The 6,102-nt window shown below is 64.8% G+C and carries 5 protein-coding genes; 2 read left to right on the forward strand and 3 right to left on the reverse strand.

What is annotated here, in order from left to right; genetic code table 11:
* Nucleotide 1: 1 nt before the first annotated feature.
* From ABLE86_RS12130 to ABLE86_RS12140, 3 genes are all read right to left on the reverse strand, one after another.
* A complete protein-coding gene (locus ABLE86_RS12130; RefSeq protein ID WP_348779192.1) occupies nucleotides 2-475 on the reverse strand; it encodes a hypothetical protein in 474 nt (157 codons plus the stop codon).
* 142 nt (nucleotides 476-617) lie between these two features.
* Complete coding sequence (locus ABLE86_RS12135; protein WP_348779193.1) at nucleotides 618-1,847, reverse strand: HlyD family secretion protein; 1,230 nt, start codon at nucleotides 1,845-1,847, stop codon at nucleotides 618-620.
* A gap of 3 nt (nucleotides 1,848-1,850) precedes the next feature.
* Nucleotides 1,851-2,327: a hypothetical protein gene (locus ABLE86_RS12140; protein ID WP_348779194.1), complete on the reverse strand. Its 477-nt coding sequence runs from the start codon at nucleotides 2,325-2,327 to the stop codon at nucleotides 1,851-1,853.
* Between the two features lie 377 nt (nucleotides 2,328-2,704).
* Here ABLE86_RS12140 and ABLE86_RS12145 point away from each other — a divergent pair, with 377 nt between their 5' ends.
* Nucleotides 2,705-4,036, forward strand: coding sequence for an FAD-binding oxidoreductase (locus ABLE86_RS12145; RefSeq protein WP_348779195.1), 1,332 nt, complete (start codon nucleotides 2,705-2,707; stop codon nucleotides 4,034-4,036).
* Between the two features lie 398 nt (nucleotides 4,037-4,434).
* A partial coding sequence (locus tag ABLE86_RS12150; RefSeq protein WP_348779196.1) for a methyl-accepting chemotaxis protein occupies nucleotides 4,435-6,102 on the forward strand: 1,668 nt, incomplete at its 3' end.

The raw sequence follows: 6,102 nt of genomic DNA on the forward strand, positions 1-6,102 counted from the left end.
ATCAATGCCAGCTGAGGGTCACTCCGATATCCCCGGGAATGCCGCCCGGATAGTCGATGACCTGATAGCGGATCTTGTAGCCGCGCGGCTTGAGATGCTCGCGCCACAATTCGTAGATTTCCCGTGGGATGCCAGTCAGCGTGTCTTCCCAACCCGCTTCGCCCTGGTTGAGGGCGCGCCCGCGGTCGGTGCAGAGCTCGTTGGGAAAGCGATACACCTCGACCTCGGTGAGGCCGGCGTTGACGGCGCGCTGGATAACCTGCGCGGCCAGCTTGATGCGACCCTCACGCGAAAGCCCGGACGGCTGGCGCAATTGATCGATCAGCTTCTTCTTTTCCGCCTCGGCGTCCTTGGCATGCTGCAACTCGAGTGAAGCCTTTTCGCCCTCGACGGCCGCGATCTTGCGCATCACGTCCTTTGCCGTTGGCAGCAAATTCTCGATGTCGTCCTCGGGCTTGTCGGCGCTACTGGTCATCTTGGCACCTTCTGCGTGGCGGACTGGCGCGTTCGCGCTCAACCAATTCCCCCAACTCCGGCGGTCAGACTGACCAAGTTAAACTCTCCAACCTTTTCCGGGTTCCGTCGGGACGGGTTCACTTCGACAGCCGCTGACGATTTCAATGCCCTTTCAGGACCAGCGTCTGGACCGGCAGCATGAGCGCCTGCAACCTCAGTATCATGGCGTGCACCAAGCCGACCGTGTCGATCATGTGCAGGAAGAACCGGTGCGGCGCGCTCAGGTCTCCATGCGTCAGCTCTTCATGATTGCTGGTATAGGCGTTGGCAATGCAACTGCTGCCTGGAGGTATGCCGTCGAGCTGTCCCTGAAACAGCGGTTCCAGATAGGTGGTCAGCGTTCCAGGCCGTGCTGTCTGCTGCACATCCAGCAGTTGATCCGTCGGGCGGACCTGACCGGCGGCAACGACCTTCTGGACCTCGGTGACGACCATCGGAATGATGGTGAAGGGCTTGCCGATGCAGGTGGCTTCGGCGATCATGCCTCTCCTGATGACCTGGGCCTCTATCTGGCCGAAGCCCGCAACCAGTCCTATGCGGCGGTCTTCGGGGATCAGGATGCCGGCGGAGCGGATCATCGGATTGACGATGTCGCCGGGCCGCAGCGAAAACTGCTGAACTGTTCCGGCGGTGCCGGCACGCACGACAGTCTTGTCCAGTTCCACCTGTGCCTGGGCGAGTTCGGCTTCGGCGCTCGCCTTCTGTGCCGGCAGCAGTGAGGAGATCTTCGTTTCCAAGGTCTGCTTGTTGGACACCGCGGCGGCCAGGCCGCCCTTCTTGGCCTCCCTGGCGACCTGGCGCCTCTCGATTTCGCGCTTTGCCACCACATTCGGATTGCGCCGGTTGAGTTCGACCTGCGTCTCATATTCGTCCACCGCCTGCTGGTAGGCGCCTTCCGCCTGCGCGATCAGGCCATCGGCCTCGGCCAGCTGGGTTTGCGTCACCTCTGTTTCGGCCTCCACCTCGGCGACACGCCGGCGGGCGGTTTCGACGGCGGCCTTCTGCTTCTCGTCGTCCAGCCGGAACAAGGGGGCGCCGGCGGCCACTTTTTCATTGGTGCCGACATACACCTCCGCCACGCGGCCATTCGCTTCCGGCAGGATGGTGACGGTACGGAAGATCGCAGTGACGTTGGTGGTGGAAGGGTGGAAATAGAAGATCATCGTGATCAGGGAAACGGTCAGGATCACGCAAGCGGTGATGCCCCAGCGCAACTCGAACCACATCGAATAGAGGTTGATCTCCCGGCCGATCCTCTTGCCCTGGACATAACGGCGGAAAAGGTAGTCCGGAAAGATCGTGAGCAGGGAGCAGATCATGAATTCAAGCATGGCTCACCCCCTCCGTTCGGACAGCTTGTCGCCGGGCTTCAGTTCGACCGGCGACAACTGAGGTTCGGTCTGGACCGGATGAGGTTTTGTCGGTGTCACCGGGACCTCCGGTGACACCGGTTCGGGCGGTCTGCTTTCCTGGCCGGCCATCTTGCGGAGCGAGTTGGCGATCGAGTTCATGGGGCTGGCAAAGTCCGGAAGCTCGACCAGGGCCAGGAGAAGCGCCGCGATCCAGAACAGGTGATTGTGCGTGAACAGGGCAATCAGCGCGAGCACGGCCACCAGCTCAAGCTGCCCCTTGCTGGCGCCATGCGCCATATGCTCGGGAAGGGCGTGGAGCCGGAAGTACAAGACCCCGACCATGAAGATCACCAACAGGAGGAAGACGACCATCACGACGAAGAGGACATCCGTGTCTCCTGGGGCCGTGATGAATATGGGCAGATGATCTACTGCCGCCGGATGCAATGACTCCGCCATGTCTGAGCCCTCCTTCAAAGGCAGAACTTGGCCGTCAAACGCCTGATGTAGAGAGGCAGCGCGGTGGCCGGCGTTGATCTCGTTCAAATCGCCGGCAGCTGGGTCCTGCCCGCTGCCTGCTCCGCAGCCAGTCTGTTGCTGGCGTAATTATACAGGCGGCAACGCCTTGCGTCGCTCACGATATCTTGTTGCAGCATGTCGCTGCCGCAGGTGCTGCGTGGGCGTGCGCCGCAGCGCATTTGCCACCCGACCGCAGTGCCGGGCTGGCCCAATATCCGGACGGCACACAGCACCGCAAATCGGTTGCATCCAGCCAGCAAGTGACGTTTCATGCCGCCAAAATCGCAGGGCGCCGCCTGCGGAGGAGAGTTTCTGACATGCCCGGTCCCTATGTCGTTCCCGTTCATGGCGACGCCAAATTGCCGAAGGAAGTCGACGTCGTCGTCATCGGCGGCGGCATCATCGGCGCGTCGACGGCGTTGGAGCTAGCCGAGCGGAAACTGCGCGTGGCGCTGTGCGAGAAGGGCGGCATCGGCCAGGAGCAGTCCAGCCGCAACTGGGGCTGGGTGCGCATCTCGCGCCGTGATCCGCGCGAAGTGCCGCTGATGGCGGAGGCGCTACGCATCTGGAGCACGCTCGACCAGCGCATCGGCCGCGACACCGGCTACAAGCGCGCCGGCATCATCTTCACCTGCGCCACCGACCAGGAATATGCCGACCACGAGCGCTGGAACCGCAACCTCGACGGCTACCAGCTCGACTCGCGCATGCTGAGCGGCGCCGAGTTCCGCAACATGTTCCCCGGCACCACGATGAACCTCGCGGGCGCGCTCTACACCGCCGCCGACGGCCGCGCCGAGCCGCAGAAGGCCGCACCGGCCATCGCCGAGGCCGCGCGCGAAAAGGGCGCGTCGATCCTCACCGAATGCGCGGTGCGCGGCATCGAGACCGCCGGCGGCGCCGTCTCCGGCGTCGTCACCGAGCGCGGCTCCATCGCCTGCAAGGCCGTGGTGCTGGCCGGCGGCGCCTGGTCGAGCCTGTTCTCGGGCCGGCACGGCATCAACCTGCCGCAGCTCAAGGTGATGAACTCGGTCATGCGCACCAAGCCGCTGGAAGGCGGCCCCGAGCAGGCCATGTGGTCGAACGGCTTTGCCGTGCGCAAGCGCCAGGATGGCGGCTACACCATCGCCTCCGGCCACGAGAACGTCGTCGACATCGTGCCAGACTCGTTCCGCCATGCGCTCGATTTCCTGCCCGCCTTCCGCAAGGAATGGCGCTCGCTCAACTTCCGCCTCGGCGGCCGCTTCTTCGACGAGGCGCGCATCCCGAGCCGCTGGTCGCTGGACGAGGCCAGCCCCTTCGAATATTGCCGCGTGATTGATCCGAAGCCGGCCAAGAAACTTTCCGACATCGCCTTCGCCAACCTGAAGAAGGCCTTCCCGGTGTTTGAGAAGGCGGAGGTGGCGCAGCGCTGGGCCGGCTATATCGACGTGACGCCCGACGCCGTGCCGGTGATCTCGGCGGTAGACAGCATCCGCGGCTTCCACATCGCCACCGGCTTTTCAGGCCACGGCTTTGGCATCGGCCCTGCGGCCGGCAGGCTGATGGCCGATATCGTCACCGGGCGCACACCGGTCGTTGACCCCAGGGACTTTCGCTTCAGCCGCTTCTCGGACGGCTCGAAGATCGAGCTGATCAGCGGCTTCTGACAGGCAATCTGCCCGATGCCCGGAGCGCTGGTTGCATTTGTTTAACTTTTTTTACGAATGGGTAATGACCCAGGGGCTATGCTCGGGCCATTGTGATCGATTGGTCATGGAAGCCGGTGCCGGATGGAACCCGAACGGCGTTCTCGTGAAATCAACAATAACAACAAACTGACAGACTGCTGAGAACGCCACCGCATACCCGTAAAGCCCCAATCAAAATTCTCCCAAATTCATTTTGAGCCGGTTGCCCGCGCGAGATCGCCGGGCACCCGCCAGCAAGCAGGCTGATGCGTGCGACGCTGCGAGGCCGAAGGGCTTTTCGGCGTGCGCCCGGACTCGTGCCGGCGGCTGCGCGCGGATAGCCGAGTTTCGTCTTCTCTACGGCAAGGAAACGACCCATGAGTTCTACCGCATATGATCAAGCCATTGCTCCACGCGCCCATCCGGCGCGGCAAGGCTTCTCGCTCGCCAATCTGAGCATCCTGCGCAAGCTGGCGCTGGGCTTTTCGGCCATCTTCATCGTCAGCATCGTCGTGGCGCTGCTGGTGATGCGGTCGCTGGGCACGATCGAGGCGGCCGGTAAGGACTACGAGACGGCAAGCCGCCTGCTCACCGAACTCGGCAAGGCCGAGGCAATTCATCTCGACCGGGTGAACCTAGCGCGCCTCTATGTCCTTTCGAGGCGCGAGGACGTCCTAAAGCGCTATCACGACGCGTCGGAAGAGCTGGACAGGGTCATCACTATCGCGAAGCAGGAGATCGCCGGCAATCAGGAGGTGGAGGCCGCTATAGATGCCTTCCATTCGGCCGCTCAGCGGTGGCGCAGCGAAATCGGCGATGCGGTGGTCGGGCTCGCGGCAAAGCCGGAGACCTATGAGAGGGGGCGCGATCTCGCTTCTTCCGCGCGGGGGACGGAGGTTCAGGCAGGCGTCCGCGAAGCCATTGCACAGATGCAGGCTCAAATTGCTGGTTGGCTGAAGGACGTCAGCACGCAGAAGAATGCCGCGATGACATTCGCGCAGTACCTCCAGCTTGGCGGTGCCAGTCTGACGGTTGGGTTCCTGGTGCTGATCGCGTGGTGGCTGTCGCGGCAGATCGCGCGGCCGGTGAGCCAGATGACGGCGGCGATGCGGGCGCTGGCTTCGGGCGACCACGGCGTGGCGGTGCCGGCGGTGGGGCGGCGCGACGAGGTCGGCCAGATGGCGGCGGCGGTCGAGACGTTCAAGGCGGCGGCGATCGAGAAGCTCAGGCTGGAGGCGGAGGCCGCGGCGAGCCGGCAGCGCGCGGAGGAAGAGCGGGCGGCGGCCGCCGCGCGCAAGGCCGAGGAGGACCGCCAGGACGCGGTCGCCATCGCCGCGCTCGGCGAGGGGCTCGACCGGCTGTCGCAGGGCGACCTGGTGCACCGCATCGAGGCGCCGTTCCCCGACAAGCTGGTCAAGCTGCGCGCCGACTTCAACGGCTCGGTCGAGAAGCTGCAGCAGACGCTGCTGGCGATCTCGGCCAGCGTCGGCACCATCCATGCCGGCACCGGCGAGATCTCGAGCGCGGCCGACGACCTGTCGCGGCGCACCGAGCAGCAGGCGGCGAGCCTGGAGGAGACGGCGGCGGCACTCGACGAGATCACCGCGACGGTGAGGAAGACGGCCGAGGGCGCCGTGCACGCCCGCGACGTGGTCGCCGGGGCCAAGGGCGACGCCGAGACGTCCGGGGCGGTGGTGCGCCAGGCGATCGCGGCGATGGGCATGATCGAGAAGTCGTCGGAGCAGATCAGCCGCATCATCGGCGTCATCGACGAGATCGCCTTCCAGACCAACCTCTTGGCGCTCAACGCCGGCGTCGAGGCGGCGCGCGCCGGCGATGCCGGCCGCGGCTTTGCCGTGGTGGCGTCGGAGGTGCGGGCGCTGGCGCAGCGCTCGGCGGAAGCCGCGCGCGAGATCAAGGGCCTGATCTCGACCTCGACCACGCAGGTCGGCGAGGGCGTCAAGCTGGTGGCTGAGACCGGCAAGGCGCTGGAGCGGATCGTGGTCGAGGTGGCCGAGATCAACGCGGTGGTGACCAACATCGCC

The organism is Mesorhizobium sp. KR2-14 (assembly GCF_040049255.1).
Lineage (GTDB): Bacteria > Pseudomonadota > Alphaproteobacteria > Rhizobiales > Rhizobiaceae > Pseudaminobacter.

Excerpts from the sequence above, each read along its gene's own strand:
- ABLE86_RS12130 (WP_348779192.1), bottom strand. The coding sequence starts at position 475 with ATGACCAGTAGCGCCGACAAGCCCGAGGACGACATCGAGAATTTGCTG.
- ABLE86_RS12135 (WP_348779193.1), bottom strand. The coding sequence starts at position 1,847 with ATGCTTGAATTCATGATCTGCTCCCTGCTCACGATCTTTCCGGACTAC.
- ABLE86_RS12140 (WP_348779194.1), bottom strand. The coding sequence starts at position 2,327 with ATGGCGGAGTCATTGCATCCGGCGGCAGTAGATCATCTGCCCATATTC.
- ABLE86_RS12145 (WP_348779195.1), top strand. The coding sequence starts at position 2,705 with ATGCCCGGTCCCTATGTCGTTCCCGTTCATGGCGACGCCAAATTGCCG.